The sequence below is a fragment of the Agrobacterium sp. rho-13.3 genome (genome assembly GCF_033957765.2).
Classification (GTDB): Bacteria; Pseudomonadota; Alphaproteobacteria; order Rhizobiales; family Rhizobiaceae; genus Agrobacterium.
This window is the reverse complement of record NZ_CP192774.1, coordinates 1,340,348-1,365,656: the sequence shown is the minus strand read 5'-3', so window position 1 is coordinate 1,365,656 and position 25,309 is coordinate 1,340,348. Positions and strand designations below refer to the sequence as shown.

Annotated in this window: 26 protein-coding genes and 1 tRNA gene; 12 read left to right on the top strand and 15 right to left on the bottom strand. The window is 56.1% G+C overall.

Translation table 11 applies throughout. The annotated features are described in order from the left end of the window. Window positions 1-24: 24 nt before the first annotated feature. Window positions 25-101, top strand: a tRNA-Pro gene (locus RMR16_RS06850). A gap of 348 nt (window positions 102-449) precedes the next feature. Here RMR16_RS06850 and parE read toward each other — a convergent pair. Next, window positions 450-2,516 carry a DNA topoisomerase IV subunit B gene (gene parE / locus RMR16_RS06845; protein WP_320201492.1) on the bottom strand — a complete coding sequence of 689 codons (2,067 nt, stop codon included), beginning with the start codon at window positions 2,514-2,516 and terminating at the stop codon, window positions 450-452. A 174-nt stretch (window positions 2,517-2,690) separates the two neighbouring features. Here parE and RMR16_RS06840 point away from each other — a divergent pair, with 174 nt between their 5' ends. From RMR16_RS06840 to RMR16_RS06825, 4 genes are all read left to right on the top strand, one after another. Then, window positions 2,691-3,572, top strand: a complete 882-nt coding sequence (locus tag RMR16_RS06840; RefSeq protein ID WP_320201491.1) for an alpha/beta hydrolase — start codon at window positions 2,691-2,693, stop codon at window positions 3,570-3,572. 185 nt (window positions 3,573-3,757) lie between these two features. Then, window positions 3,758-4,528 carry a triose-phosphate isomerase gene (tpiA, locus tag RMR16_RS06835; protein ID WP_320201490.1) on the top strand — a complete coding sequence of 257 codons (771 nt, stop codon included), beginning with the start codon at window positions 3,758-3,760 and terminating at the stop codon, window positions 4,526-4,528. A gap of 102 nt (window positions 4,529-4,630) precedes the next feature. Next, entirely contained in the window at window positions 4,631-5,053 is a 423-nt protein-coding gene (gene secG, locus RMR16_RS06830; RefSeq protein WP_320201489.1) for a preprotein translocase subunit SecG, read from the top strand. Window positions 5,054-5,201: 148 nt separating this feature from the next. After that, window positions 5,202-6,839 (top strand): CTP synthase, encoded by a 1,638-nt coding sequence (locus tag RMR16_RS06825; RefSeq protein ID WP_320201488.1) that lies wholly within the window; start codon window positions 5,202-5,204, stop codon window positions 6,837-6,839. Window positions 6,840-6,938: 99 nt separating this feature from the next. Here the strand turns inward: RMR16_RS06825 and RMR16_RS06820 are convergent, their stop codons facing one another. From RMR16_RS06820 to RMR16_RS06775, 10 genes are all read right to left on the bottom strand, one after another. Next, window positions 6,939-7,283, bottom strand: a complete 345-nt coding sequence (locus tag RMR16_RS06820) for a hypothetical protein (RefSeq protein ID WP_320201487.1) — start codon at window positions 7,281-7,283, stop codon at window positions 6,939-6,941. 110 nt (window positions 7,284-7,393) lie between these two features. Then, window positions 7,394-7,942: a DUF3885 domain-containing protein gene (locus tag RMR16_RS06815; protein ID WP_320201486.1), complete on the bottom strand. Its 549-nt coding sequence runs from the start codon at window positions 7,940-7,942 to the stop codon at window positions 7,394-7,396. 134 nt (window positions 7,943-8,076) lie between these two features. Next, entirely contained in the window at window positions 8,077-8,832 is a 756-nt protein-coding gene (locus tag RMR16_RS06810; protein WP_320201485.1) for a hypothetical protein, read from the bottom strand. A gap of 26 nt (window positions 8,833-8,858) precedes the next feature. Beyond that, complete coding sequence (locus RMR16_RS06805; RefSeq protein ID WP_320201484.1) at window positions 8,859-10,073, bottom strand: molybdopterin molybdotransferase MoeA; 1,215 nt, start codon at window positions 10,071-10,073, stop codon at window positions 8,859-8,861. A gap of 45 nt (window positions 10,074-10,118) precedes the next feature. Further along, on the bottom strand, window positions 10,119-10,601 hold the full coding sequence (gene moaC / locus RMR16_RS06800) for a cyclic pyranopterin monophosphate synthase MoaC (RefSeq protein ID WP_320201483.1): 483 nt from the start codon (window positions 10,599-10,601) through the stop codon (window positions 10,119-10,121). After that, window positions 10,598-11,413: an indole-3-glycerol phosphate synthase TrpC gene (gene trpC / locus RMR16_RS06795; RefSeq protein ID WP_320201482.1), complete on the bottom strand. Its 816-nt coding sequence runs from the start codon at window positions 11,411-11,413 to the stop codon at window positions 10,598-10,600. Before trpC ends, moaC begins: the two co-directional genes overlap by 4 nt. A gap of 9 nt (window positions 11,414-11,422) precedes the next feature. Further along, window positions 11,423-12,436, bottom strand: a complete 1,014-nt coding sequence (trpD, locus tag RMR16_RS06790; RefSeq protein WP_320201481.1) for an anthranilate phosphoribosyltransferase — start codon at window positions 12,434-12,436, stop codon at window positions 11,423-11,425. Between the two features lie 28 nt (window positions 12,437-12,464). Beyond that, window positions 12,465-14,357: a peptidylprolyl isomerase gene (locus tag RMR16_RS06785; protein ID WP_320201480.1), complete on the bottom strand. Its 1,893-nt coding sequence runs from the start codon at window positions 14,355-14,357 to the stop codon at window positions 12,465-12,467. A gap of 304 nt (window positions 14,358-14,661) precedes the next feature. Then, complete coding sequence (locus tag RMR16_RS06780; RefSeq protein WP_320201479.1) at window positions 14,662-14,796, bottom strand: hypothetical protein; 135 nt, start codon at window positions 14,794-14,796, stop codon at window positions 14,662-14,664. A gap of 43 nt (window positions 14,797-14,839) precedes the next feature. Next, a complete protein-coding gene (locus RMR16_RS06775) occupies window positions 14,840-15,019 on the bottom strand; it encodes a hypothetical protein (protein WP_320201478.1) in 180 nt (59 codons plus the stop codon). A gap of 416 nt (window positions 15,020-15,435) precedes the next feature. Here RMR16_RS06775 and coaD point away from each other — a divergent pair, with 416 nt between their 5' ends. The 6 genes from coaD to RMR16_RS06745 all read left to right on the top strand — a co-directional run bounded on the left by coaD (window position 15,436) and on the right by RMR16_RS06745 (window position 20,596). Further along, window positions 15,436-15,939: a pantetheine-phosphate adenylyltransferase gene (gene coaD, locus RMR16_RS06770; protein ID WP_320201477.1), complete on the top strand. Its 504-nt coding sequence runs from the start codon at window positions 15,436-15,438 to the stop codon at window positions 15,937-15,939. Between the two features lie 19 nt (window positions 15,940-15,958). Beyond that, window positions 15,959-16,528, top strand: coding sequence for a peptidylprolyl isomerase (locus tag RMR16_RS06765; protein WP_320201476.1), 570 nt, complete (start codon window positions 15,959-15,961; stop codon window positions 16,526-16,528). A gap of 97 nt (window positions 16,529-16,625) precedes the next feature. Next, entirely contained in the window at window positions 16,626-17,135 is a 510-nt protein-coding gene (locus RMR16_RS06760) for a peptidylprolyl isomerase (protein ID WP_320201475.1), read from the top strand. Window positions 17,136-17,207: 72 nt separating this feature from the next. Continuing rightward, window positions 17,208-18,290 (top strand): tRNA preQ1(34) S-adenosylmethionine ribosyltransferase-isomerase QueA, encoded by a 1,083-nt coding sequence (queA, locus tag RMR16_RS06755; RefSeq protein ID WP_320201474.1) that lies wholly within the window; start codon window positions 17,208-17,210, stop codon window positions 18,288-18,290. Then, a complete protein-coding gene (gene tgt / locus RMR16_RS06750; RefSeq protein WP_320201473.1) occupies window positions 18,290-19,420 on the top strand; it encodes a tRNA guanosine(34) transglycosylase Tgt in 1,131 nt (376 codons plus the stop codon). Before queA ends, tgt begins: the two co-directional genes overlap by 1 nt. A 24-nt stretch (window positions 19,421-19,444) precedes the next feature. Further along, window positions 19,445-20,596, top strand: a complete 1,152-nt coding sequence (locus tag RMR16_RS06745; RefSeq protein ID WP_320201472.1) for an aminodeoxychorismate synthase component I — start codon at window positions 19,445-19,447, stop codon at window positions 20,594-20,596. A gap of 37 nt (window positions 20,597-20,633) precedes the next feature. Here the strand turns inward: RMR16_RS06745 and RMR16_RS06740 are convergent, their stop codons facing one another. Both RMR16_RS06740 and RMR16_RS06735 read right to left on the bottom strand, forming a co-directional pair. Beyond that, complete coding sequence (locus tag RMR16_RS06740; RefSeq protein ID WP_432354519.1) at window positions 20,634-21,761, bottom strand: S-(hydroxymethyl)glutathione dehydrogenase/class III alcohol dehydrogenase; 1,128 nt, start codon at window positions 21,759-21,761, stop codon at window positions 20,634-20,636. Window positions 21,762-21,847: 86 nt separating this feature from the next. Further along, entirely contained in the window at window positions 21,848-22,786 is a 939-nt protein-coding gene (locus RMR16_RS06735) for a DMT family transporter (protein WP_320201565.1), read from the bottom strand. Between the two features lie 346 nt (window positions 22,787-23,132). Between RMR16_RS06735 and RMR16_RS06730 the strand changes: the two genes are divergently transcribed. Then, window positions 23,133-23,363 (top strand): hypothetical protein, encoded by a 231-nt coding sequence (locus RMR16_RS06730; protein ID WP_320201566.1) that lies wholly within the window; start codon window positions 23,133-23,135, stop codon window positions 23,361-23,363. Window positions 23,364-23,465: 102 nt separating this feature from the next. On the opposite strand, the gene RMR16_RS06725 is transcribed toward RMR16_RS06730, so the two are convergent. Beyond that, entirely contained in the window at window positions 23,466-24,677 is a 1,212-nt protein-coding gene (locus RMR16_RS06725) for a YcbK family protein (RefSeq protein ID WP_320201567.1), read from the bottom strand. A gap of 155 nt (window positions 24,678-24,832) precedes the next feature. Then, window positions 24,833-25,273 carry a VOC family protein gene (locus RMR16_RS06720; protein ID WP_320201568.1) on the bottom strand — a complete coding sequence of 147 codons (441 nt, stop codon included), beginning with the start codon at window positions 25,271-25,273 and terminating at the stop codon, window positions 24,833-24,835. Window positions 25,274-25,309 lie beyond the last annotated feature (36 nt).

Below are 25,309 nucleotides of genomic sequence, written 5' to 3'. Positions count from 1 at the left end.
TGTATCTCCCCCTCATCGCAAAGGCGGAGTGTAGCGCAGTCTGGTAGCGCATCTGGTTTGGGACCAGAGGGTCGGGAGTTCGAATCTCTCCACTCCGACCATTGCGATTAAAAGAAGATGTTGATTTTTATCCGTTTTCTTTTTTTCTTCAGTGTCACTGATAGAAACAACGATCCTTTCACGTCTGATGAAATTGCGCGTAACTTTCGTTGCGGCCGAAGCTGTCTCTCAGCAGGTCAACATCCCCGAATATAAATTGTCGCTTTTCTCAATGCAGCTTGTTGTGCATGAGCAGGGGTGTTTCTGACAAATTTCGTTAGGTGTTCGCTGTCGCCGATTCATCTGTGCCATATGGCAGATAGATTTAGCTGATCAGACGATTGTTGGCTTGCAGGGCGCGTCTTGATCGATGCCGAACGATATCGGCATCGACATGAGGGCAGTTACTTTTAGATGTCCAGATTCTCCGCGAAAGCGGCGCGGTCCTGGATGAAGCGGAAGCGAGCTTCGGGTTTGGTGCCCATGAGGTTGTCCACGGCTTCGCGGGTGCCCTCGAAATCCACATCATCAATATCGACCCGCAAAAGCGTGCGCTTGCCGGGGTCCATCGTGGTTTCCTTGAGCTGGGTGGCCATCATTTCGCCAAGGCCTTTGAAGCGCCCGATTTCGACCTTTTTGCCCTTGAACACGGTTTCCATCAGTTCGGCGCGGTGCGCGTCGTCGCGCGCATAGACCGTTTTTGCGCCCTGCCGGATGACGTAAAGAGGCGGCACGGCCAGATAGAGATGTTTGCCGCGAATGAGTTCCGGCATTTCCTGATAGAAGAACGTAATCAGCAACGAGGCGATGTGCGCGCCGTCCACGTCGGCATCGGTCATGATGATGATGCGCTCGTAACGCAAATCTTCATCGCGATATTTACTGCGCGTGCCGCAGCCGAGCGCCTGAATGAGATCGGCGATCTGCTGGTTGGCGGATAGTTTTTCGCGGCTGGCGCTGCCGACGTTGAGGATTTTTCCGCGCAGCGGCAGGATGGCCTGATTGGCGCGGTTGCGCGCCTGCTTGGCAGACCCACCCGCGGAGTCACCCTCGACGATGAAAAGCTCTGCACCCTCCGCCGTGTTCTGTGAACAATCCGACAGCTTGCCGGGCAGGCGCAGCTTGCGCACGGCAGTCTTGCGGTTGACTTCTTTTTCCTTGCGGCGGCGCAGGCGCTCTTCGGAGCGCTCGATGACCCAGTCCAGAAGCTTGGCCGCTTCATTTGGGTTGCCAGCCAGATAGTGATCGAAAGGATCACGCAGAATGTTCTCCACAAGGCGCTGAGCCTCGACCGTTGCCAGCTTGTCCTTGGTCTGGCCGACGAATTCCGGCTCGCGGATGAAGACGGACAACATGCCGACGGCGGAAATCATCACGTCATCCGTGGTGATTTCTTTTGCACGTTTGTTTTGCGTGAGTTCCGCGTAGTTTTTCAACCCTTTTGTGAGCGCAATGCGAAGGCCTGCTTCGTGCGTTCCGCCTTCAGGGGTCGGGATGGTGTTGCAATAGGAATGCAGCTGGGCGTCGCCGCCATACCAGGTGACAGCCCATTCCATTGCGCCATGGCCGCCGGTCTTTTCCGTGCGGCCGGAGAAAATTTCCCGCGTGACGGTGAATTCTTTGCCGAGCGTTGCGGCCAGATAATCCTTCAAGCCACCGGGGAAGTGGAACACGGCCTTTTCAGGAATATCGCCATCAGCCGGCACCATGCCGGGATCGCAACTCCAGCGAATTTCCACGCCGCCGAAAAGGTAGGCCTTGGAGCGCGCCATGCGGAAAATGCGGGCAGGTTCGAACTTTGCGTGATCACCGAAAATCTGCGGATCAGGATGGAAACGCACCCGCGTTCCGCGACGATTGTGCACATCGCCAAGTTCTTCCAGTCCGCCCATAGGCACGCCGCGCGAAAAACGCTGGCGATAAAGTTTGCGGTTTCTGGCCACTTCCACTTCGAGCAGATCAGACAAGGCATTGACCACCGAAACGCCCACGCCGTGCAGACCGCCGGATGTTTCATACGCCTTACCATCAAACTTGCCGCCCGCGTGCAGCTTGGTCATGATGACTTCGAGCGTGGATTTGCCCGGAACCTGCGGGTGGTTTTCCACGGGAATACCGCGACCATTATCGCTGACCGTCAGGAAACCTTCCGCATCCAGATGAACCTCGATGAAGTTGGCATGTCCTGCGACGGCCTCATCCATGGAGTTATCGATGACTTCGGCAAACAGGTGGTGCAGTGCTTTTTCGTCAGTGCCGCCAATGTACATGCCGGGGCGCATACGAACGGGCTCCAGCCCCTCCAGCACACGGATGGACGAAGCGCCGTATTCTTCAGTCGATGAGGTGGAAACGACTGCGGGCTTTGGCGCGCGGGCAACAGGTTTGATTGCAGGCGCAGGCGTGCTGTCACGAGTCTCGGGTTCGTTACGCTGCGCTGCGGTGTTGCCGGAGAAAAGATCGTTGCTATCGTCCATTGTGCCCAGTTCAATCAGAATTTGGCCATGCGAGCAGGCGTATGATTGGCCGGAACGGCAATCGTATTTTTGCTACTCAAGCACGGATAATTGGTTTTCGAGTTATCTCAAGGATTGCGCCGCGCTTGCCCGGATGGCAAGTGTTTAGGCTTAAATGAAACGGTTCCTCACGGCATGTCCACAGCTATTTTCACCTTTTGTACTCTTTTTTGTGCCTCTGTTGCGATCCTGCCAGCCTATGCGCAAGATGCCGCGGGGCCGTTGAAACCCTTCAAGGATGATCTGTTTTCCGCCCAGACGGTGCTTTCCACGAGCGATGGCAGCGCGTCGCAAATCATCGATTATCAGGAAATGCGCGACATCAATGGCCGTGATGAAACGCCGGAACGGCGTGTGAAGCGGCAATATGTCGATATGGCGCCGAAGAAATTTCAGGAGCTTGAAACGATCTCCGCCGGGGGCAGGGCGCTGGAGGTTGGGCGCGTTGGTCCGGCCTCTGGCCAGTCATTCACGGTGATTTTCATCCATGGCCGTGGTGGAGACCGCAGGCTGGGCATGAATGACTATACATTCGGCGGCAATTTCAACCGCCTGAAAAACCTCGCCGTTGCCAATGGCGGCACGTATTATGCGCCCAGCATACGCAGTTTCGATGAAAAAGGCGTGGCTGACGTTGCCGCGCTGATTGCCGACGCAAAACAAAAATCCGCAGGACGCCCGGTTATTCTCAGCTGCGCCTCCATGGGCAGCTTTATTTGCTACGGCATCAGCCGCGATAACAAAGCCGTGGCCGACCTCAAAGGCATGGCGATCCTCGGCGGCGCTGTCGATCCAGACTTTCCGAAAAGTGCTTTTGCCAAGGCAAAAAAGCCGGTGTGGTTTACGCATGGCAGTGAGGACAAGGTCTATTCGGCAGAGCAGCAGGCAACAATCTTCCGCACAATGCTGAAGGCTGACCAACCCACACGGTTCACGCTCTATCAAACCGGATCTCATGGCACGCCGGTGCGGATGACGGACTGGCGTGCGGTTCTGAACTGGATTCTCTCCAAGTGAGCAAAGAAACGGCTTTGGAGCGGTAAAAAATCGGCGGAATGCAGCGATTTTAACCAAAGTTCTGAACCAAAATGTTGCTTTTTTGTACCAAATGGTATCGCTACCTATTAAAAGGTAAGGAAAATTGCCGCTAGCGGTGCTCGCGCATGTCGAGCACCTCGTCAAGAATGAGGAATGGATCGCCAATGACCCCTGATGTTCGCCCGCTTGTTGCTGGAAACTGGAAGATGAACGGAACGCGCGATTCGCTCGATCAGATCAAGGCCATGGCCGAAGGGGTTAAAGGCGCCCTGTCCGAAAAGGTCGAGGCGCTGATTTGCCCGCCTTCGACGTTGCTGTATGTGGCGACCGCACTTTGCGATGACAGCCCGCTGAAAATCGGCGCGCAGGATTGCCACCAAAATCCATCCGGCGCCCATACGGGTGATATTTCCGCTGAAATGATTGCCGATTGCTTCGGCACACACGTCATCGTCGGCCACTCCGAGCGCCGCACCGACCATGCAGAAACCGACCATCTGGTCCGTGCCAAGGCGTCTGCCGCACATGCGGCAGAGCTTATCGCCATCGTGTGCATTGGCGAGACGGCTGATGAGCGGAAGGCGGGCCAGACGCTGGACATTCTCAAGCGCCAGCTTGCAGGCTCCCTGCCGGATGAGGCGACGGCGGCAACGACAGTGATTGCCTACGAGCCTGTCTGGGCCATCGGCACCGGCCTGACGCCAACGACCCAGGACGTCCGTGAAGCCCATGCTTTCATGCGTGACGAGCTGGTGAAGCGCTTTGGCACGGAAGGCAAGGGCATGCGCATTCTCTATGGCGGCTCGGTTAAACCCGGCAACGCGCTGGAGCTGATGGGCGTAGACAATGTGGATGGCGCGTTGATTGGCGGTGCCAGCTTGAAAGCGACCGATTTCCTGTCCATCTATGCGGCATACCAGCAATTGACCGCTTGATAGCGTCTTTCGTCTTACAGGGGCTTGGAATACGCTTTCGCCTCATGTAAAGAGCCGCAAACTTCTTCATTGTGCTCCAAACGGGGCATGGAATGGATTGTCATGCAGAACGTACTGATTGTTATTCATCTCATGATCGTGCTGGCGTTGGTCGGCGTGGTTCTGATCCAGCGTTCCGAAGGCGGTGGCCTTGGTATCGGCGGTGGTTCAGGCTTCATGTCCGCACGCGGCACGGCAAATGCTCTGACGCGCGCAACAGCGATTTTGGCGGCATTGTTCTTTGTAACGTCTTTGGGCCTCGGTCTTCTGACCCGTTACGAATCGCGCCCGACTGATATTCTGGACCGTATTCCCGCCACCCAAGGGCAGGGCAACGGCATTCTGGATACGCTTGGACCGTCTTCGACGGCACCTGCGACAAACGGCGCTCCGTCTTCGACAAATGGTGCAGCTGCTCCGGCCACAACGCCAGCACCTGCAACACCGGCTCCGGCCAATCCGAACGCTGTACCGACCGGACAATAAACCCCGGCCAAAGCATAACACTCCGGCAGGCTCACCCCTGCCGGTTTTCTTTTGTTTACATTCCGGCCAAGCCTGCTCGCTTCATCAACAGATGAATGCGGATGCTAAGAAATTTGAGCTGGCGGAATCACTCATTTAAAGGTAATCGGTGAATCCCATGGCGCGATATGTATTCATAACAGGCGGCGTGGTCTCCTCTCTTGGTAAGGGCATCGCAGCTGCTGCACTCGGAGCGTTGTTGCAATCCCGTGGTTACCGGGTGCGGCTTCGCAAACTTGACCCATATCTGAATGTCGATCCCGGCACGATGAGCCCGACACAGCACGGCGAAGTGTTCGTGACTGATGACGGCGCGGAGACAGACCTCGATCTCGGGCACTATGAGCGCTTCACAGGGCGTTCGGCGACCAAGACGGATAACATCACCACGGGTCGCATTTACAAGAACATCATCGATAAGGAACGCCGTGGTGATTACCTCGGCGCGACAGTGCAGGTCATTCCTCACGTCACCAACGAAATCAAGAATTTCGTGACCGAAGGCAACGAAGAGTATGATTTCGTCATCTGCGAAATCGGTGGCACGGTGGGCGACATCGAAGCCATGCCTTTCATGGAAGCGATCCGTCAGGCCAAGAACGACCTGCCGCGCGGCACAGCGATCTTCGTTCATCTGACGCTGATGCCTTACATTCCGGCAGCCGGCGAGTTGAAGACCAAGCCGACGCAGCATTCCGTCAAGGAATTGCAGGCCCTGGGTATTCACCCGGATATCCTGCTGGTTCGTGCAGACCGTGAAATCCCGGAAGCCGAACGCCGCAAGCTTTCGCTGTTCTGCAACGTGCGTCCTTCCGCCGTCATTCAGGCGCTGGATGTGGCCAATATCTATGACGTGCCGATGGCCTACCACAAGGAAGGTCTCGACAACGAAGTTCTGGCAGCTTTTGGCATCGAACCTGCGCCAAAGCCGCGTCTTGAACTGTGGGAAGAGGTTTGCAACCGTATCCACACGCCAGAAGGCGAAGTCACGATTGCCATCGTCGGCAAATATACCGGCCTGAAGGATGCATATAAGTCGCTGATCGAAGCGCTGCATCACGGCGGCATCGCCAACCGCGCCAAGGTGAACTTGGAGTGGATCGAGTCGGAAGTCTTCGAAAAAGAAGACCCGGCCCCCTATCTGGAAAAGGTCAACGCGATCCTCGTTCCGGGTGGTTTTGGCGAACGCGGCTCCGAAGGCAAAATCCGCGCGGCGCAGTTTGCGCGTGAGCGCAAGGTGCCGTATTTCGGCATCTGCTTCGGTATGCAGATGGCGGTCGTGGAAGCGGCCCGTCATCTCGCCGGCATCGAAAAGGCATCCTCCACCGAGTTCGGCCCCACGCAAGAACCAGTCGTTGGCCTGATGACCGAATGGGTGAAGGGCAACGAGCTTGAGAAGCGCAATTCTGCGGGCGATCTCGGCGGCACCATGCGTCTCGGCGCATACAAGGCATCGCTGAAGAAAGACACCAAGATTGCCGAAATCTACGGCTCCACAGACATTTCTGAGCGCCACCGTCACCGCTACGAGGTGAATGTGGACTACAAGGATCGTCTGGAAGAGTGCGGTCTGGTCTTCTCCGGCATGTCCCCAGACGGCGTTCTGCCGGAAACAGTGGAATACCCAGACCACCCATGGTTCATCGGCGTGCAATACCACCCCGAACTGAAGAGCCGCCCATTGGACCCGCATCCATTGTTCGCAAGCTTTATTGAGGCAGCGCTGGAGCGGAGCCGGTTGGTTTGAGCTGATACGATTGAGAATAGAGTGAAAAGGGCCGCAGTGATGCGGCCTTTTTTATTCAAAGTCAACTTTGCGCCAACAGCGGTCATCGGTTGTTTGCAGTCATGCGCTGGGTCGAAACACAACTTCCTCGCCAACAGATGAGCCGAGCCACTCAGGAGCTGCGTCCTGAATGGCCTGTCGGCGTTCGTTATCCGTAAGGCCGCGGACTTTCGCATCGACTGCATCTGGATGATGCTCGAATACGGAAGGCAACATAGAAATTGCGTTCTCGACTGGTGAACCTAGATCATCGAAGACGGTCATCGATTTCGTGCCAGATATCCTCCGTATCTCATCTGCCAGTATAAGGTTGGCTGCCGAGCTGACGATCCATACGTCACATTCGATGTCGGCCTTAGTGAACGAGTAGTTTGGATCAACCGACACTATGATTGGCGCTGCCATGTTAGACTCTCCACGGAAAAAGAGACCTTACGACAGAGCCATGTTGTCCGCAAAGGGCCGAAGGCAGTCTTCGACTTTGCGCCAGAAGCGGTCATTCTGTTTTTGCGTAGCTACAAACCCGATGGTTCAGGCGAGAGCCATCCACTGTGTAGTTGCTTTAGTTCGACAACTTCAGCCTCGGTTGTTGGAAAGAGATCAAAGCCACCGTCGTACGGAGCGAAAACTTTGCCAGTCTTGCGGCTGAACCACAGCGTTGGTCCCGTTCGATCTTTGGAAATGTCGACCAGTAGATCGTTGAACTTTTTGGCATTCCATACTACCGGGAGCGCAGATGCCACCCAATGAAAGTCATCTTCCGTGTCGCGATACCGAAGTTGAGGGTCGAGTTGAGCCGTGAGCGGCTTCCAATACGGTTTTTCATACTCTTCAATTCGGCATTGCACGAGCCAACATGGTACGCCTTCGCCCAGAAATTCATTGCCCAAGATGATTGCCCGTTTTCGAACTTCGTTGCGCTCAAAACGATTTGACGGATAACGATCACTATTTGGCAAAGCATGAAAGCGAACCCAGGGTTTCCCTGACATCTCTCGCAGCTCGAATCCTAGCGGAGGCACCTCGCCATGAAACTCGACCCACTCTTGTTCAAACGAGCTCATACTGTCTCGCCTCATTGTAATAAGCACTCAGATAGTCTGTCACGACGTGGCCGCATCGCAAAGTCTGCTTTGGGCCAAATTCTGACGAGTGATCTTGAGTGCTTTACATGGAAGCTGTTTCTCAGAATAAGATCTCACGACCTTACTTCAGCAAGCGCACGCCTGAGCGGTTCGTCCGTTACCTGGATGAACCCGCGGAAGGGTATGTCCATATCAATCACGAGATAGAACGCCGCTGCCAGAAGTGCTGCGGAGATGATGAAGGATGTGACGACGATGGCGTTCTTCGGGGCGCGATAACCGAAGCTTCCAAAAATAAGGACCAGCCAAGCAACCAGTATGCCAACGAGCGGCATGGGAATCACACCTTCGGACTGCTCGATGATTGTCCATCGCTGTTCCACCAGACGCTGGAACTGTCGCCTGATGTCTGAAGCAAGGTCTTGATGATAGGGTTCCACCGGCTGAAATGTCATGAGTGTATCGGACAACCGGTCAAGAGCTTCCCCTGCGGGATCGGGCACTCCCTGGACGCTGTCATCGGCACGCGCCGGGTGTGCAATCGCCTTTTCTATGTAATCCGATAAAGCCCCACGGGCCTCTCTGCCACCTATGCCGTAGCTCCGAAGCGAGTGGTCGAGCAAAATCAAATTGGTGGCATAGGAATGGGAGTTCGCGTTGACGGTTTCGAATGTGTTCTTTGACGAGTTGATCATGAGGCCAAAGACCAGAGACGTCATGACCACGAAAATATTGGCGACGAGACGGATGACTGTATTGGTTTCGTCGTCTTTATGACGAGCGGACAATCGTGGAGAAATCGCCATTGCACCGAGCGAGGCAGACAGGAGGCACGCGAAAACCGTGGTAGCCAAGAAGGGTTCGACCATTTACAGCGCTCCAAAAGCCGCATTTGCTATTTTAACACAACCACCACACATTCCCCACCAACATCCAGTTCCGGCGCAAACGGCGCACGCACGATCAAACAATCCGACTGCGCCATGATCTTCATCATCGACGAATCCTGTTTCGTAAACGCTTCAACGATGGGGATGCCGTTTTCGTGGCCTATGATTCGGGCACGGAGGTAGTCCTGCCTGATGTCGTTGGCTTTGAGCGGGGTGGCGGTTTTGGCGGTTGTTTCGCGGGAGAGGGGTTGGCGGTGGGCCAGTTTTCTGATGAGGGGTTCCAGAAACAGCAGGCTGCATACGAGGCTTGCCACCGGGTTGCCGGGCAGGCCGAGGACTTGTGTTTCACCGATGGAGCCGACCATGAGGGGTTTGCCGGGGCGCATGGCGATGCGCCAGAAGTCTAGCGTCATGCCTTGGGATTTCAGCGCGGCCTGTACGAGATCATGATCGCCGACGGAGGCACCGCCCAGCGTGACGAGAATGTCGGCTTTCGCTGCGACGGCTTTGTTGATGGCGGCTTGGATGAGGGCATCGTTATCCGGCACAATGCCGAGGTCGAGAATATCTGCCCCGGCTTTGCGGGCAAGCGCTGCCACGCCGAAGGTGTTGGATGCGATGATTTGCGCGGGGTTGGGTGTGCCGCCGGGCTGCACCAACTCATCACCTGTGGCGAGAATCGCCACCACCGGCTTGCGATAAACCGTCAGTTCCGCGTGGTTCATGGCGGCTGCAAGCGTGATATTGGCGAAGGTGAGTTCTGTTCCGGCTTTCAGCGCCGATTCGCCTTGCGCGAAATCCTGCCCGCAGGGGCGAATGTGTCTGCCTACCATAACCTCGAAATTGGTGCGGATATTGCCACCCTCCAGCACCTCTGCATCTTCCTGGATGAGAACGGCATCCGCGCCCTCTGGTACGGGTGCGCCGGTGAAGATTCGGACCGCTTGGCCTTCGCCGACCCTGCCGGAAAAGGCGTGCCCGGCGGCGGCCGTGCCGATGACGGTGAGAATGGAGCCGATCTGCGGGGCGTCCACGGCTCTTAACGCATAACCATCCATGGCGGACGCGTTGAACGGTGGCTGTGTAAGAAGGGCTTGAACATCACGCCCAAGAACGCGCTGATCCGCCTCTGCCAGCGCCACCGTTTCCGTGGCCGTCACAGGCTTTGCTGCACCCAGCAACCGCGCTTGGGCCTCTGCAACGGGCACGAGGGATTTCATGGCGTTTCCTCTGCATTGTGGCTGTGAGTAAAAGGCGTCTTTGTTTTATGCTTTGAAATGGCCAGATTTTCCGCCGGTTTTTTCAAGAAGGCGTATGGAGCCAATTTCCATGCCTTTGTCCGCTGCTTTTGCCATATCGTAGATTGTCAGGCAGGCGATGGAAACGGCGGTCAGCGCTTCCATTTCAACGCCTGTTTTGCCGCTGAGCTTGACCGTGGCTTCGACGCGCAGGCCGGGCAGGGCGGCGTCTTCGGAAATATCCACCGTAACTTTGGTGATCATCAGCGGATGGCAGAGCGGAATGAGATTGGCCGTCTGCTTTGCAGCCATGATGCCAGCGAGGCGGGCCGTGCCGATGACGTCACCCTTTTTGGCGTTGCCTTCACGGATCAACGCCAGTGTTTCCGGTTTCATCTTCACGAAACCTTCGGCGACCGCCACACGGACTGTGTCTGCCTTATCGCCAACATCGACCATATGTGCTTCGCCGGAAGCGCCGATATGGGTGAGTTTTGCTTCGTCGCTCATTCGGCGGCCAGCGTGCCGTTCTGGCCGGTCAGCAGCGTGTGGGTGGCACCGGTGACGTCTTGCTTGCGCATCAGGCTTTCACCCACTAGGAACGTGGTGATGCCGGTTTTCTGAAGGCGTGTGCAATCGTCGTATGTGAAGATGCCGCTTTCGCCCACCAGCAGCTTGCCTGCCGGAACCATCGCCGCCAAGCGTTCGCTGGTGTCCAAGCTGACGTCGAAGGTGCGCAGATTGCGGTTGTTGATGCCGAGAAGCGGGGAAGCGAGTTTCAGTGCGCGCTCGGTTTCTTCCTCGTCATGCACTTCCACCAGAACATCCATGCCCAGCGAAAAGGCTTCGTCTTCCAGACGTTTTGCCTCGTCATCGGAAAGGGAGGCCATGATCAGCAGAATGCAATCGGCGCCCCAGGCGCGGGCTTCATGCACCTGGTAGGTCTCGAACATGAAATCCTTGCGCAGTGCTGGAAGCGAACAGGCGTCCCGCGCCTCTGTCAGAAACTCGGGCGCGCCTTGAAAGCTCGGCGTGTCCGTCAGTACGGAAAGGCACGCAGCGCCGCCAGCCTCATAGGCTTTGGCGAGAGATGGTGGATCGAAATCCGGGCGGATCAGACCCTTGGAGGGGCTCGCCTTTTTGATCTCGGCGATAAGGCCAAAGAGGCCATCGGCCTGCTTGCGCTTGAGGGCATTGTAGAAACCACGCGGCGCGGTTTGATCCGCAGCCATGGCCTTCAGGTCTGCCAGCGAAACCTTTGCCTTGGCAGCGGCGATTTCTTCACGCTTGTAGGCTTCGATCTTTCTCAGAATGTCGCTCATAACCTTGCCTTATTCTTCGTTAGAAACCGCAACCAGCCTGTCGAGGGCTGCCGCTGCTCTGCCTTCGTCCAATGACGCGCTCGCAATCTTCATGCCATCGACAAGTGTTTCTGCCTTGCCCGCGACCACCAGAGCAGCGGCGGCGTTGCAGAGCGAAATGTCACGGTAAGGATTTTTGCGTCCGCTTAAAACTTCGCGCAGTGCTGCGGCATTGGCAACGCCATCGCCGCCCTTGAGATCATCGATGGTGACGGTTTCGACGCCGAAATCCTTCGGTGTCAGATCGAAAGTTCTGATCTTGCCGTCTTCAAGCGCTGCGACATGCGTGGTGCCGGTGGTGGTAATTTCATCCAGACCATCGCCATGAACGACCCAGATGCTTTCCGAGCCAAGATCACGCAGCACTTCTGCCAGCGGCACCAGCCAGCGCGGCGAAAACACGCCGAGCAGCTGCTTCTTTGCGCCTGCCGGATTGGACAACGGGCCGAGCAGGTTGAAGATCGTGCGTGTTCCAAGCTCAACCCGGCTTGGATTGACGTGGCGCATGGAGGGATGATGGCGCTGGGCGAACATAAAACCGATGCTTGCCTCGCTGACGCAGCGGCTGATCAGATCCGGTTCGATGTCCAGCTTCACGCCGAGCACAGACAGCGCATCTGCCGTGCCGGACTTTGAACTCAGCGCCCGGTTGCCGTGTTTGGCAACGGGAACGCCGGTTCCAGCCACGATGATGGAGGCCAGTGTCGAGATGTTGTAGGTGCCGAAGCCGTCGCCGCCTGTGCCGACAATATCCACGGAATCAGCGGGAGCCGTAACGGGCAACATGCGGGAACGCATGGACGACACGGCGCCAATAATCTCATCGACTGTTTCGCCGCGCACGCGCAGCGCCATAAGGAAAGCGCCGATCTGCGATGGCGTTGCCTCCCCGGACATCAGAATGTCGAAAGCCTGACGGGACTGGTCCCGGTTCAGGCTCTCGCCATTGGCAACCTTGGCAATCAGCGGCTTCAGTTCAGCCATATCGTCAAGTCCCCCGAACTTTGCCGTATCAGTAGGATGTCATCGCCTGATCAGCGACCGCCTGATTGATCGTCACACCATAATCGTTCTGAAGACGGTTGACCATCTGATCGAGCATATCGTCACCGGCGGCAGTTGCCATGGCCGTGACCTGCTGATCGCTGTTATCGAGAGCGTCCACTGGTGTTGTGTCGTTGACTTCTGTGACCTTGAACAGAATGCGGCTGGAGCCGTCCGAATCCGGTGCAGTGCCAACGAGACCCTGCGCACCCGCAAAGACGGCGGACACGGCCTGCTGGCCAAGCAATGCATCCTGGCTTGTGCGGCGAAGACCAAGTTTGGTTTCCACGGCAAGACCCATTTCACCGGCGATTGCGGCAAGGGCTTCGCCCTTATCGGCGCGGGCCTTCAACTCATCTGCTTTTGCCGCAAGCGCTGTGCGCTGCTGCTCGGCAGTCCAGTCGGCAACAACCTGTTCCTTGACTTCGTCCAGCGTGCGGTCACGCGGTGCGATGATTTGCTCAAGGTTGAACCAGACATAACCTTCGCGGCCAATGTTGACGGCAGGCGCTTCCGTGTCTGCTTCCGTCTTGAAAACTTCCGTCAGGAGGGCAGGGGTCGGCAAGCCTTCGACGGCGTTGCCCTTTTCGTCTTCACCATTCGCGCTGACCGCATTGATGGTAACAGGCTTAAGGTTCAACTGTGTTGCCGCATCAGCCAAGGAAGAACCGCCGCCACGCAAATCTTCGTAGCGATCATGAACGTTGTTCATCTCTTCGGCAGCTTTAGTGGTGGCGAGGTTGGTTCGAATTTCTTCCTTCGCCTCGTCCAGCGTCTTCATGCTTTCGTTCTTGATGCCGGTAACGCGTAGGATAACCGGGCCGAATGCGCCATCGACAACCGACGAAACGCCGCCGTCCTTCTGGATTGCGAATGCAGCGTCGGCAATGGATGCGTCCGGCACGGTGTCCTTGGTGAATTCACCGAGGGTAACGTCGGCGGGCTGCTTGCCCTGATCCTTCACGACCTGATCGTAGGTGGTAGTGCCAGCGCGAATCTGTGTTGCGGCAGCTTCCGCCATTTCCTTGCCCGGAAAAGTCAGCTGCTCGATCGTGCGACGTCCGGCGGTGCGGAAGTTATCCTTGTGGCCTTCGTAATAGTCCGAAATCTGCTGGTCGGTTACGGCACCCTGATCGGCGATATCGGATGGTTCAAGCTTCACATAGGTGAACTTGCGATATTCCGGTGCGCGATACTGAGTCTTGTTCTTTTCAAACCATGCGGCCAGAACGTCGTCACCCGGTGCCTTCACCGGATCGATATTGGCGTTGGAAAGAAGCACGTATTCGATGGAGCGCTGTTCGTCACGGTACTGCTTCAATGCATCCACCAGAACCTGCGGTGGCTTGAAGCCGTCAGAAATCGCATCAACGATCTGGCCACGGACAGCAACCTTGCTGCGTTCCTTCACGTAATCGTCTTCATTGAAACCTGCGCCGCGCAGGCGCTGGCTGAACAGGGCGCGGTCAAACTGGCCGCTTGGAGATTTGAAAGCGGGGTCTTCGGCGATCAGAGTTGCGAGACGATCTTCCGAAAGGCCGAGGTTCATTTTCGAGGCAAGCTCATCCAGCGCTGCACCGGCGGCAAGCTGGCTGAAGACCTGGCGGTCAATGCCGAATGCCTTGGCCTGCTCTGTCGTCAGGCGGGTGCCGAACTGGCGGCCGACATCGGCAAGCTGGCGCTGGTAGGCAAAACGAAACTCGTTCGGTGTCACCGTCTGATCGCCAACCGTCATGACAGCGTGCGAATTGGTCGAAACCAGAGATGCGGAAACGCCCCATACCCCGAAGGAAACGACGAGGAGAAGAAGGAGTAGCTTTGCAGCCATAGTTCTAGAAGCATTTCTCAGGGAATCGAGCATCGTTATGCAAACCTCACAGTATTCGCCCATTACGCCGGGTCTAAAGCATGTCGCGCAAAAGTGTGCCGCGGTTTTGCGATAACGACATGCGTAAAACAAAGATTGAGGTTTCCTTAAATCAATCCACTTTGAAATTGAAGGCTAAATTCCGTTGAAATGCGGGCTTCTGCAAACGATGGCGTGAGTTGGGTGATTTAAACGTGCTGCCAGTGTGAAATGAAGGCAGAAGACACAAAAAAACCGCCCTGCAAAAAGGCGGTTTTCAACCAGGATGTCTCTTATCGATTCTCGACGCGAGGAGCGATCAAAACGCTTTGCTGCGTTCCATCATCGCTCTGAAATCCTCATCTTCCTTCCGAAGTTCTGCCACTGCGGAAATGACGGATGCCACAAACATTATGCTGATCAAGGCTGCGAGCAGTGTCAAAAATGTAAACATGGCATGTAACTCCAGAAGTGATGAGTATTTCACTCCCGCTGGATCAATAATAATTCATATATTGATTGCGAGATGTGAGTTGCGGGTATTCCGGGCCGTTGTGCTGTGGCTTCTGACCATAAAGGCTGAACGTTGTTGCTACCATTGCAATCACCAACATCGTCCAAGCTGTGCTGATCACGCCGATTTTCGCCGAAGTAGACTGTTTTTCTTTAGTAAACATGTGTCCGTTCCTTTACTGCGATCTGAACGCGCCACCGCTGATCCGGTTCCGCGTAATTGTTAAAAATCGATTAGCATCGTGCCTCTGAAGCTTCCTTGAATGCTTCGTTCATCTGGCGTTCAGAAAGCCGGCAGTTCACGTCAATCCATGAAAACATATTCAACCACGAAGGATGTCGCGATTGTCAGGACCATGATGAACACCAGCATTTTCGTCTCCGATTGGGCTGTAAGCCCGTTTGCCATTCGATGTGGACCTTTATAGAGGAGCGCTTTGAAGCGGCGCTGAATGGCACATTCATTTGATATTCAGCCTTGGCGCAGGGGTGTTGCGTTGCACTTAAAACCCCAAGGTCTTGCGAAGCTTGGCCTTCCGTGACAAAAGGCGGCACAACCAACGTAAGTATCGAGAGCGATATGACGATTGCCTTTTATCCCGGATCTTTCGATCCGATGACCAACGGACATCTGGACGTGCTGATCCAGTCGCTGAACGTGGCATCAGAGGTGATCGTGGCAATCGGTATTCATCCGGGCAAAGCGCCGATGTTCAGTTTCGATGAAAGAGCGGAGCTTATTCGCAAGTCCGTCGCCGAGGCCTTGCCGGATGCAGCACAGCGCCTGCGTGTCGTGTCCTTTGCAAATCTCGTGGTGGATGCCGCCCGTGAGCATGGCGCGCAGCTTCTGGTTCGCGGCCTTCGGGATGGCACGGACCTTGATTATGAAATGCAGATGGCAGGCATGAACAGGCAGATGGCACCCGACATCCAGACCGTTTTTCTGCCCGCCGGAACGGCATCGCGGCCCATTACCGCCACATTGGTTCGCCAAATCGCCGCTATGGACGGCAATGTGGAGGCTTTCGTGCCGAGAGCCGTATTGCAAGCCTTCAACAGCAAGCTGAAACCGTCATCTCAGTGATTATTCTGGAGCCAATCCAATGAAACTTCTTAGATTTGCCTTTGCTGGCGCCATGTTCATCAGCGCCGTTGCTGCAAGCACCCTTGCATCGGCCGCAGAAATCCTCACCATTCAGTTGAAGGATGGCCCTGTCGTTATCGAACTATCGCCAGACGTTGCGCCCAAGCATGTTGCGCAGATCAAGGCGCTGGCCGAAAAGGGCGCTTATGACAATGTTGCTTTCCATCGCGTGATTCAGGGCTTCATGGCTCAGACTGGCGATGTTGAATATGGCAATCTGAGCAAGGGATATAGCGCGCAGCGTGCTGGTACAGGCGGTTCCGACCTGCCGGATATTCCAGCTGAATTCTCCAAGGTTCCGTTTGAGCGCGGCACGGTTGGCATGGCGCGTTCGCAGAACCCTAATTCTGCAAATTCGCAGTTCTTCATCATGTTCGATCAGGGCTCATCGTTGAACGGACAATATACCGTTGTCGGCAAAGTCGTGTCCGGCATGGAATTCGTGGACAAGATCAAGCGTGGCAAGGGCGGAAACGGCGAAGTCTCCGATCCTGACCGCATGATCAAAGTCACTGTCAGCAAGAAATAAAACGGGCGAAAACGCTCTATCTATTTGTTTCAACGCATTATCCGGATGCAAAACCGCTTCGAACTTTTGCTGGAAATGCTCTAAAAGGAGAGACACCATGGCCGAGATCAAGGATCCGGAAAACACCCTCATCGTGGAAACAACGACTGGTAAAGTCGTGATCCAGCTTCTGCCGGAAGTGGCTCCCGGCCACGTTGCGCGCATCAAGGAACTTGTTTCCGAAAAGGCCTATGACGGCGTTGTATTCCACCGCGTCATCACCGATTTCATGGCGCAGACTGGCGACGTGAAGTTCGGCAAAAAGGGTTCTGAGAGCTTCAACCCGGCACGCGCTGGTATGGGCGGTTCTGAAAAGCCTGATTTGCAGGCTGAATTCTCTGCCATTCCGCACGTTCGTGGCACTTGCTCCATGGCTCGTTCGCAGAGCCCGAACTCCGCAAACTCGCAGTTCTTCATCTGCTTTACGGACAGCCCTTGGCTGAACAAGCAGTACACTGTCTGGGGCCAGGTTATCGAAGGCATGGAAGCCATCGACAAAATCAAGCGCGGCGAGCCAGTGAAGGATCCCGATTCCATCGTGTCCATCCGCCTCGCTTCCGCAGCCTGAGTTTAAGCCGTAAATAGTCTGCCCGCCTCGCAGGTGACTGCGGGGCGGGTTTTGATATTCAAGAGTACCATCATGCGTGTAGACCTTTTCGACTTCGATCTCCCAGACGAGAACATTGCGCTTCGCCCGGCCAGTCCGCGTGACAGTGCGCGTCTGCTCGTGATCGATCCGAATGCGAACAGTATGACGGACCATCAGGTTTGCGACCTGCCAAGTTTTCTAAAACCCGGCGATGCGCTGGTGTTCAACGATACACGCGTCATTCCTGCTCAGCTTGAGGGTGTGCGGTTGCGCGAGGGTGCGCCGGAGACTGCGGTTTCCGCGACCTTGCACATGCGCGCCGATGCCAGCCGCTGGAAAGCCTTTGCGCGTCCCGGAAAACGCATCAAACAAGGCGACCGCATTCGTTTCGGCTACGAGAGTGACAATGCCTGCGGCGCAGCTTTTCTGGAAGCGACCGTGGAGGAGAAGGGCGAAGAGGGCGAAATCACGCTGCTGTTTGATGTTTCCGGCCCGGTTCTGGATGAAGCGATCGCCTCTGTCGGCCACATTCCGCTGCCGCCATACATTGCTGCCAAGCGCCCCGAAGACGCGCAGGACCAGATCGATTATCAGACAATCTACGCCCGCGAAAAAGGGGCTGTCGCTGCACCCACCGCAGGATTGCATTTTACCCCAGCACTTTTCGAGGCACTGGATAAAGCCGGTGTCGAGCGGCATTTCGTGACGCTGCATGTTGGCGCTGGCACGTTCTTGCCCGTGAAGGCTGATGATACGGAGGAGCATAAAATGCACCTCGAAATCGGCTATGTCTCAGAGGAAACATCCGCAAAACTGAACGCCGTGAAGGCGAGAGGCGGGCGCATTGTCTGCGTCGGCACCACGTCGCTTCGACTGATTGAGAGTGCAGCAGGCGATGATGGGCAGATCAAGCCATGGTCGGGCCCAACAGGCATCTTCATCACGCCGGGATATCGCTTCAAGGCCGTCGATATCCTGATGACGAATTTTCACCTGCCGAAATCCACGCTGTTCATGCTGGTTTCGGCTTTCTGCGGACTGGAAACGATGCGTGAGGCCTATGCCCGCGCCATCGACGCCGGATACCGTTTTTATTCCTATGGCGATTCCAGCCTGCTGTTTCGGAAGAACTGATGCAAGAGAACTTTACCTTCAAACTAAAAGCAACCAGCGGCGGCGCGCGCCTTGGCGAAGTGGCCATGCCGCGTGGCGTGATCCGCACACCGGCCTTCATGCCTGTTGGCACGGTCGGCACCGTCAAAGCCATGTATCTGGATCAGGTGCGCGAATCCGGGGCCGATGTTATTCTCGGCAACACCTACCACCTCATGCTGCGCCCCGGCCCGGAGCGCGTTCAGCGCCTTGGTGGTCTGCATGAGCTGATCCGCTGGCCACACCCGATCCTGACGGACAGCGGTGGTTTTCAGGTCATGTCCCTTTCGGGCCTGCGCAAGCTGGACGAAAAGGGCGTGACGTTCAAAAGCCATGTGGACGGCTCCTTGCACCATATGTCACCAGAGCGCTCCATCGAAATTCAGGGAATGCTGGATTCCGACATTCAGATGCAGTTGGACGAATGCATCGCTCTTCCTGCCGAGCGCAAGGAAATCGAGCGCGCCATGGAAATGTCGCTGCGCTGGGCAGAGCGTTGCCGCGTTGCCTTTGGTGAACAGGCGGGCAAAGCCATGTTCGGCATCGTGCAGGGCGGCGACCAGCCAGATTTGCGTATCCGTTCCGCAGAAGGGCTGAAGCAGCTTGATCTCAAGGGATATGCTGTGGGTGGTCTGGCGGTGGGTGAACCGCAAGAGGTGATGCTCGGAATGCTCGACATCACCCTGCCGGTTCTGCCGACAGAAAAACCGCGCTATCTGATGGGCGTCGGCACGCCGGACGATATTCTGAAATCCGTGGCGCGTGGCATCGATATGTTCGACTGCGTCATGCCGACCCGCTCCGGCCGTCACGGCCTTGCCTTTACCCGTCGTGGCCGCGTGAACATCCGCAACGCCCGCCACGCCGAAGATATGCGTCCCTTGGATGAGCAGTCCAACTGCCCGGCGTCCCGCGATTATTCCCGCGCCTACCTGCATCATCTGGCGCGCTCCAACGAGGCGTTGGGCGGTATGCTGCTGTCCTGGCACAATCTGGCCTATTATCAGGAGCTTATGCAGGGTATTCGCAAATCGATCGAGGAAGGCCGCTTTGCGGATTTCTACGCCGAGACCATTGAAATGTGGGCGAAAGGCGATATCGATCGCATCTGACGTTTTTTAGCCGGATCAAATGGATTGCTGACCGCGCCCTATGTGCTTTTTCGCGATGATACGACCGGTTCGGTAACGCTGTTTGCTGAGCCGGAAGACATCATCGTTGCGCATGAGGTTGAGGACTTCTTTCCCGCGCTTCAACGAATGCAGGCGGCGCGTGAAAACGGCAAATATCTCGCCGGTTACATGTCCTACGAAGCGGGGCATCTGTTCGAGAAAAAGCTGGCACCACTGGCTGAAGGAGAGCGTGACGTCCCGCTATTATGCTTCGGTGTGTTCGAGTCACCAATCGGTGACGATGCGCGGGCAGGGCCACCCGGCGCACTGATGAATGCCGATGATTTCCTGAGCGATATAAAACCCGGCTGGACTTTAGAGGAATATCGCACGCGGTTCCTGAAACTGCATCAGCATTTACGGCAGGGAGATTGTTATCAGGCCAATCTGACAATGCCCGTTCATGCGAACTGGCACGGCGATCTGCTGACCGCCTTCTGGTCTTTGATCGAACGGCAGCCGGTAAAATACGGCGCACTCGTCAACCTCGGTGGGCCTGTGGTGTTATCCCGCTCACCGGAACTTTTCTTCTCGGTCAAAGATGGCTGGATCGAAACGCACCCCATGAAGGGAACGGTCAAGCGCGGTGCCTCGCAAGCTGAAGACACGGTAATGATTGCCGATATGCTCAAGGACGAGAAAACCCTTGCCGAAAACCGCATGATCGTCGATCTGCTGCGCAACGACATCTCCCGCATTACGGAAGTGGGCACACTGGATGTGCCGAAGCTTTTCGAGATTGAGACTTATCCGACCGTGCACCAGATGGTAAGCCATGTGCGGGCGAAGCTTCTGCCTGATCTAACAGTCGAAGACATTTTCGCCGCGATCTTCCCCTGTGGCTCTATCACCGGCGCGCCGAAAATGCGGGCCATGGAAATTCTGCACGATCTGGAGATTGGCTCCCGCAACGCCTATTGCGGCGCGATTGGCACCATTTCACCAAGCGGAGACATGCGCTTTTCTGTCGCCATCCGCACCATCACGATGTTTGAAGATGGCAAGGCTGTCTTCAATGTGGGCGGCGGGATCGTGTTCGATTCGACAGCGAATGCCGAATACGACGAGTGTTTGCTGAAGGCGAAGTTTGTGACGGGCGAGAAGACGTTGGTTTAGCCGTTCCGGGCAAAAAACCGGAACGGCTATCACAATTTTAGTAAACCACGACGCCCCGGATGCTTTCGCCCGAATGCATCATTTCAAAACCGTGGTTGATGTCTTCCAGCGGCATGGTGTGAGTGATCATCGGATCGATCTGGATTTTGCCTTCCATGTACCATTCCACGATCTTAGGCACATCGGTGCGGCCACGCGCGCCGCCGAAGGCGGTGCCCATCCAGTTGCGGCCGGTGACGAGCTGGAACGGACGCGTTGAGATTTCCTGACCGGCACCGGCAACGCCGATGACCACAGATTTACCCCAGCCGCGATGTGATGATTCCAGCGCTTGGCGCATGACCTTGGTGTTGCCGGTGCAGTCAAACGTGTAGTCCGCGCCGCCGATCGTGTCGCCATTGCGTTTGGTGAGGTTGACGAGATAAGGCACGATGTCGTCGCCGACTTCCTTCGGATTGACGAAGTGCGTCATGCCGAATTTTTCGCCCCAGGCCTTGCGGTCATTGTTGATATCGACACCGATAATCATGTCGGCACCGGCAAGGCGCAGACCCTGCAACACGTTGAGACCAATGCCGCCAAGACCGAAGACGATGGCCGTCGAACCAATTTCGACCTTGGCCGTGTTGATGACGGCACCGATGCCCGTCGTCACGCCGCAGCCGATGTAGCAAATCTTGTCGAACGGCGCGTCGGGGTTCACCTTGGCCAGCGCAATTTCCGGCAGAACCGTGAAATTGGCGAAGGTCGAGCAGCCCATGTAATGGAAAATCTTGTTTTTGCCGATGGAAAAGCGCGAGGTGCCGTCCGGCATCAGGCCTTGGCCCTGTGTGGCGCGGATGGAGGTGCAGAGGTTGGTTTTACGGCTGAGGCACGAATAGCACTCGCGGCACTCCGGCGTGTAAAGCGGAATGACGTGATCGCCCTTTTTCAGCGAGGTTACGCCCGGACCGACATCGACGACAATGCCTGCACCCTCATGACCGAGGATGGCTGGAAACAGGCCTTCCGGATCTGCGCCCGAGAGCGTGAAATCGTCCGTGTGACAAATACCGGTGGCCTTGACCTCGATCAGCACTTCGCCAAAACGCGGACCATCCAGCTGAACCGTCATGATTTCCAATGGCTTGCCTGCCTGAACGGCGACTGCGGCGCGAACGTCCATTTTTGTCTCCTGATTACATCTGTCTCATTTGAAAAGACTTTTGCCCGACCTTGCCGAAGGGAACAAGAGCAGGGGCGGTATATTAGTCAAACTTCTGCAACGTCGATGATCGTTCGTCGCGCGTTGCGCCGCTCCCGCCATATGATGAAGAGGCCGGATGCCACGATGATGAAAATACCGAGCCATTTGGACGCGGTGGGGAAATCGGCAAACAGCAGATAGCCCAGAACCGTTGCGGAAATGATTTCGAAATACTGAAACGGAGCCAGCAAAGAAACAGGCGCGAGGCGGAACGCCTTGACCACGAGCAGGTGCATATAGCCCGAGATAGAGCCAAGCAGGATGAGCAGCACCAGACCATGGCCCCAACCGGGAAGCGACATTTCAAAGTTCACATCGCCAACGCCATGACCGATCAAAAGCGCAGCACCCATAAATACCGTTCCAGCGATGCCGGCCATGGTCTGCATGACGAGTGGGCTGTCCGCATCACCCATCGCGCGGTTGAGGAAAAGATAAAGTGTGAACAGGAAAGCGCAGGCGACCGGAAGAAGCGAAATCCAGCCGAAGACTTCGAAGCTTGGTTGGATGACGATCATGGCACCGGCGAAGCCGACAACAATGGCAGTCCAGCGCATCCAGCCGACTTTTTCACCCAGAAAAATCGCACACATCATCGTCAGCATGAACGGTTCGACGAAATAAATCGCAAAGACATCCGCCAGCGGCATGTATTTGACCGCGGCAAAAAACGTCAGACTGGCGGCTGCGTGCAGCACTCCGCGCAGCAGGTTCAGCCAGGGACGTTTGGCCGACAGCAAGGCACGCGGTGACATGACTAGCAGCAAGGGCAGGGTGCAGAGCAACTGAAAGAAAAACCGATAGAACGTCACCTGCGCAGGCGACATGCCCTGAGAGACCGCCATATATTTGGCAATGGCATCCATGACCGGCAGCACGATCATGCAAACCGCCATGATCAACATGCCTTTCAGCGCATCGGCACCAGCCGTGGACGAGTTCATATGGTCACCATTTGTTCCGTTCCGCGAGGTTGATCAGAGTCGCTGTTGGATGGCAACCAGCATATCGCTCATAAACAGCGGGTTGGCTGAAAAGGACGCGGGCGCGGCGGCTTTTTCCGTGACCGCGTTTCAAGGGCGTCTTTTCGTATTGAGGTCTCACGATGGGAGATACATCTCTCAACGGAAAGAGATTTGGTCCTAAATCCCCGCTTTCCGGTTGAAGGCCAGAGAATTTTTGCATGACAAATAATCTCTCCAGTTGAAACCAATCACGCTGATACCACATTAGTATAAGGTCATCGGTCTTGCCGATTATCGGCATGGGGGTGATTTGGAGGAAGCACTCATGAACAACCGTACATTGACAATTGTGATCGCGGCGGTCGTCGTCATATTGGCGATTGCTTACTTTATGACCGGAAGTAAGACCACGACCAGCATGGCTCCAAGCCCGCCAGCTGCAACGACGACACAGCCAGCCACTCCTGCACCGGCACCGGCCACACCAGCGCCTGCGACACCGGCTCCCGCTACGCCAGCGCCAGCAACGCCTGCTGCACCTGCGACTGCGCCTTAATCGTCAGCGGAGAGGAGTGGATTTTGTAACGCTACCCGTCAGGACGTTGCACTCAACGCCTCGCCAAAATTTCGGCGGGGCGTTTCTGAAGATAACGTCGACTCAGAGGTTTTGGGCAGTTCGCCGGCAGCGCCAGTTCCAGTCGCGGGGTTCGCCGATGTCCATGTGAACAGACTCTGTGTGGCAATAGGTGCCCACACCGCCGCGATCCGGCAGCGAGCGCAGATAATTGGAGAGTTCCCATTTGGTCACGCCGCTGACCTGAATGTCGGCAGCATCGCAGGTATAGTGTTTTGAGCCCTGCGTGGTGGCTTTAGGGGGACGATAACCCGACGTCACTGTCGCCGGTCTTTGATAATGCGCCTCGACTTCCTTGATTCGCCGTATCAGTTCCGGCTTGAAACAGCCGACATTGACTTGCTCTGTTTGTACAAGCAGTCCGTTGGGTGCAACGCGGCTCAAACCGGACAGCGATGCAAGCTTCATCAAACCCGCAGGCTTGCTGTCATCTTCATCGCCATGGGTGTCGTCAAACTCATCGGTCATCGTCCTGCGTCCCGCAAGCGATATTCCCGCTGACAGTTGAGCCGACGCCTTTGATGGCAGTGCGGCAACCTGCGTTAGACCGTTGGACCGTTTTTTGGCGGCACCGGCAAAGAAGGCAGCAATCGGCACGCTTTTTCCATCAACGGGCACAGTCTCATTTGCAGGCTGAACCTGGGAAGCCAGTTTTGGTGCCGCAGCGTCCACAGGCGGCGTTACGCTACTGGCAGAATGCTGCTGAGGTTCCGGGGTCGGTGCGGTGCTGGATGGTTGAACAGGCGTTGGCGAGGAATACACGCTGTTCAGCGCGGGGACGATTTTCGGCCCCGGTGCATAGGCAGGCACGCTTCCCGTCACCGAACCATTGGCTGGCACGGCGGTATTTTCCGAGTTTGCATAGATGCTGAGCGAATTCGCTGAAATTCCCGTGGGTTGCGTTGCAAGCCCGGTGATCTGAGGTGCTTGCCCGTAGGGCTGCGGCGAGCCATGGGCTGTTGTTTGTGACGCGGCAACTCTTTGCGGCTGTGCTCTGGCCGATGATGCAGAAATCATGGCTGGATCGACATGACCGCCGTTTTGAGCTTGCGCGGCGGCTTGTTTTTGTTGCTCTGGAGTGGCTTGCACCTGCGCTGTTGCGATCGCAGGCTTGACATCGGCAGACGCGTCTTTGTCCTCGGACACGGCTGAAACGCAGCCCGTGAGCGCCAGCAGGAAAGCTGCGGCAAGACAACGTTGAGCCGGATATGCCAGATTGCCATTGACGATTTTCAAGGCAGAGCCTCCGCATCCTGCGTTTAGACATCACCGGCAATGGCCACATCGCGTATTCATAGCCGGGTGAGCAATTTCGTCTGTTAACGATACATACTCATCCGGCAATGCGAACGCAACAGTTCGGTAAAACCTCTTTTAAAGGTCGAATCGCCTTACCAAGAGCCGGTATTGCCCATTGATATCCATGGCTCGGCTGGTGCCAGGCTTGCGCCTTTCTGCAATATTTCGATGGAAATACCGTCTGGAGAGCGCACAAATGCCATGTGGCCATCACGCGGCGGGCGGTTGATCGTGACGCCACCGGCCTGAAGTTTGGCGCAGATTTCGTATATGTCGTCCACCTCATACGCCAGATGGCCAAAGTTGCGACCGCCGGTGTAGTCCTCGGCATCCCAATTATAGGTCAGTTCAAGGCAGGGTGCCTTGTTTTCTTTCGCGGCGGAAACGTCGTCCGGTGCCGCGAGAAACACCAGCGTGAAGCGTCCTTTGTCGTTTTTGATTCGTCTGACTTCTTCTAGCCCAAAAATATTGCCATAAAATGCCAGGGATTCGTCGAGGTTTTTAACACGAACCATCGTGTGCAGATATCGCATGTACTTCTCCTTCGTGTTTTAATCTTACCGTTACGT

Excerpts from the sequence above, each read along its gene's own strand:
- parE (WP_320201492.1), bottom strand. The coding sequence starts at position 2,516 with ATGGACGATAGCAACGATCTTTTCTCCGGCAACACCGCAGCGCAGCGT.
- RMR16_RS06840 (WP_320201491.1), top strand. The coding sequence starts at position 2,691 with ATGTCCACAGCTATTTTCACCTTTTGTACTCTTTTTTGTGCCTCTGTT.
- tpiA (WP_320201490.1), top strand. The coding sequence starts at position 3,758 with ATGACCCCTGATGTTCGCCCGCTTGTTGCTGGAAACTGGAAGATGAAC.
- secG (WP_320201489.1), top strand. The coding sequence starts at position 4,631 with ATGCAGAACGTACTGATTGTTATTCATCTCATGATCGTGCTGGCGTTG.
- RMR16_RS06820 (WP_320201487.1), bottom strand. The coding sequence starts at position 7,283 with ATGGCAGCGCCAATCATAGTGTCGGTTGATCCAAACTACTCGTTCACT.
- RMR16_RS06815 (WP_320201486.1), bottom strand. The coding sequence starts at position 7,942 with ATGAGCTCGTTTGAACAAGAGTGGGTCGAGTTTCATGGCGAGGTGCCT.
- RMR16_RS06810 (WP_320201485.1), bottom strand. The coding sequence starts at position 8,832 with ATGGTCGAACCCTTCTTGGCTACCACGGTTTTCGCGTGCCTCCTGTCT.
- RMR16_RS06805 (WP_320201484.1), bottom strand. The coding sequence starts at position 10,073 with ATGAAATCCCTCGTGCCCGTTGCAGAGGCCCAAGCGCGGTTGCTGGGT.
- moaC (WP_320201483.1), bottom strand. The coding sequence starts at position 10,601 with ATGAGCGACGAAGCAAAACTCACCCATATCGGCGCTTCCGGCGAAGCA.
- trpC (WP_320201482.1), bottom strand. The coding sequence starts at position 11,413 with ATGAGCGACATTCTGAGAAAGATCGAAGCCTACAAGCGTGAAGAAATC.
- trpD (WP_320201481.1), bottom strand. The coding sequence starts at position 12,436 with ATGGCTGAACTGAAGCCGCTGATTGCCAAGGTTGCCAATGGCGAGAGC.
- RMR16_RS06785 (WP_320201480.1), bottom strand. The coding sequence starts at position 14,357 with ATGCTCGATTCCCTGAGAAATGCTTCTAGAACTATGGCTGCAAAGCTA.
- RMR16_RS06780 (WP_320201479.1), bottom strand. The coding sequence starts at position 14,796 with ATGTTTACATTTTTGACACTGCTCGCAGCCTTGATCAGCATAATGTTT.
- RMR16_RS06775 (WP_320201478.1), bottom strand. The coding sequence starts at position 15,019 with ATGTTTACTAAAGAAAAACAGTCTACTTCGGCGAAAATCGGCGTGATC.
- coaD (WP_320201477.1), top strand. The coding sequence starts at position 15,436 with ATGACGATTGCCTTTTATCCCGGATCTTTCGATCCGATGACCAACGGA.
- RMR16_RS06765 (WP_320201476.1), top strand. The coding sequence starts at position 15,959 with ATGAAACTTCTTAGATTTGCCTTTGCTGGCGCCATGTTCATCAGCGCC.
- RMR16_RS06760 (WP_320201475.1), top strand. The coding sequence starts at position 16,626 with ATGGCCGAGATCAAGGATCCGGAAAACACCCTCATCGTGGAAACAACG.
- queA (WP_320201474.1), top strand. The coding sequence starts at position 17,208 with ATGCGTGTAGACCTTTTCGACTTCGATCTCCCAGACGAGAACATTGCG.
- tgt (WP_320201473.1), top strand. The coding sequence starts at position 18,290 with ATGCAAGAGAACTTTACCTTCAAACTAAAAGCAACCAGCGGCGGCGCG.
- RMR16_RS06740 (WP_432354519.1), bottom strand. The coding sequence starts at position 21,761 with ATGGACGTTCGCGCCGCAGTCGCCGTTCAGGCAGGCAAGCCATTGGAA.
- RMR16_RS06735 (WP_320201565.1), bottom strand. The coding sequence starts at position 22,786 with ATGAACTCGTCCACGGCTGGTGCCGATGCGCTGAAAGGCATGTTGATC.
- RMR16_RS06730 (WP_320201566.1), top strand. The coding sequence starts at position 23,133 with ATGAACAACCGTACATTGACAATTGTGATCGCGGCGGTCGTCGTCATA.
- RMR16_RS06720 (WP_320201568.1), bottom strand. The coding sequence starts at position 25,273 with ATGCGATATCTGCACACGATGGTTCGTGTTAAAAACCTCGACGAATCC.